The 1679-nt window shown below is 71.8% G+C and carries 1 protein-coding gene; it reads right to left on the bottom strand.

Annotated elements, in window-relative coordinates; translation table 11 throughout:
* Positions 1 to 1679: 2-oxoacid:acceptor oxidoreductase family protein (locus PKY62_RS13290; RefSeq protein ID WP_324537734.1), on the bottom strand; the 1679-nt coding region annotated here is incomplete at both ends.

Here is a 1679-nt window from a genome sequence, read left to right as displayed (position 1 = left end):
CGTCATCATCTCGAAGCGGTCCTGCAGGCCGGACAGGACGTCCTCGTCCTGGTCCACCGGGGTCAGGGCGCCGGGCCCGCACACCTCGACGCACTCGAGGCAGCCCGTGCACTTCCACGGGTCCACCGTCGCGGCGTACAGCCCACCGGTCCCGGGCACGGCCTTCTCCATGGCGTCGAAGAAGGGACGCGTGCGCGCCACGGGGTAGGTCGCGAGCACCGCGACGACCTGCGCGACGGTGCGCGTCAGGGACGGCTGGTCTGCCGTCATCGGCGCCGCGACCTCGGCGACGCGGGCGGCGAGCGGTCGGGCGGTCTTGTCCTGGCGCAGCTGCTCGCGCACCCCCTCCGCGATCGGGTACACGAGCGCGCGCAGGGCGTCGCGCTGCCCGTCGGTGACGTCGACCGTGCCGATCGCCGCGAGCAGCAGCTCGTGGATCTCGTGCACCGTGTTGGGGATGGCCGCATCGGGGCAGACCATCGCGCACTCCAGGCAGCCCGTGCACAGGTCGGCGTCGAAGCTCGGCACCGTGCGCCGGAACAGGCCCTTGTCCTTGCCCGCGGCCGAGCCGGCCGGCATGAACAGGCCGACGCCGGGCAGCACGGGCGCCTCGCCGATGGTGCCCTCGCGGAACGGACGGGCGATGACGTCCTCGTAGTACGCGGGGTCGAACAGCGCGGAGGCCCCGGGCGACGTGGTGCTCGGGCACATCGACGCCGAGAGCGCGACCGTGCGCAGCAGGCGCGGTGGCGCCGGCTCCTCGTCGATGGCGCGCAGCTCCGGCGCGTCGTAGTCGACGAGGTGCGTGGCGCTCATCCCCTCGCGGATGACGGCCATGTTGCCCTCGACGACGGCCTCGCCCTTGGTGCCGAACTTCTTGGCGATCTGCGCGCGGACCTTCTCCGCGATGGCCTCGGCCGACGCCCCGGACGACACCCGGTCGACGTGCGCAGCGACCGCACCGATGAAGGCGATGCCCATCATGCGCAGCTCGAGCTCCGGGGTCGGGGCGTGCTTCTTGGCGACCGCGAACGCGTCGACCACGAGGAAGCGGATGTGCCGCTCGCGGATCGCGGCCCGGGCGTACCTCGGCAGCCCGCGCCACACCTGCGCCGGCGTGAGGTCGGACTGCAGGATGAACGTGCCGCCCTCGACCAGGCCCTTGAGCGGGTTGGTGTGGATGAACGCCTTGTGGTCCGGTGAGACGACCACCTCGACGTCCTCGAGCTCGGCGTTGGTGATGAGCACGGGCTCGGGGCTCAGGGTGATGTAGTAGTTGGTCGGTGCGCCGGACTTCTCCGAGCCGTACTTGGGCGCGGACTTCGAGTGCATGCCCAGCACCCCGGCGAGGATGTCGGTGAGGAGCTTGCCCGTCGCGACCGTGCCGTAGCCGCCGACCGAGTGGAACCGGATCCGCATCGCCGTGGGCGGGAGCAGCACGGGGTTCGGCCGGGTGGCCAGCGCCATGTGCTGGGTGTCCGGGTACGCGCCGCGCAGCCGATCCTCGATCTCGGCCATGTGCGGCGTCGGGTCGGTGCTGAAGAATTGCGAGCCCAGGTAGATGAGCGGCGCGCCGGTCGGGTCGGTCATGTGCTCGAACGCTGCGATGAGATGGCGCGGCTGGACGTCGTGCCCGCCGAGCCCGAAGATCGCCGTCGTGAGCCGGGGCAGCGCGTCGA

The organism is Actinotalea sp. (genome assembly GCF_035443605.1).
Lineage (GTDB): Bacteria > Actinomycetota > Actinomycetes > Actinomycetales > Cellulomonadaceae > Actinotalea.
Note: the sequence above shows the minus strand (reverse complement) of the source record. Positions and strands in the feature narration are given on the sequence as shown.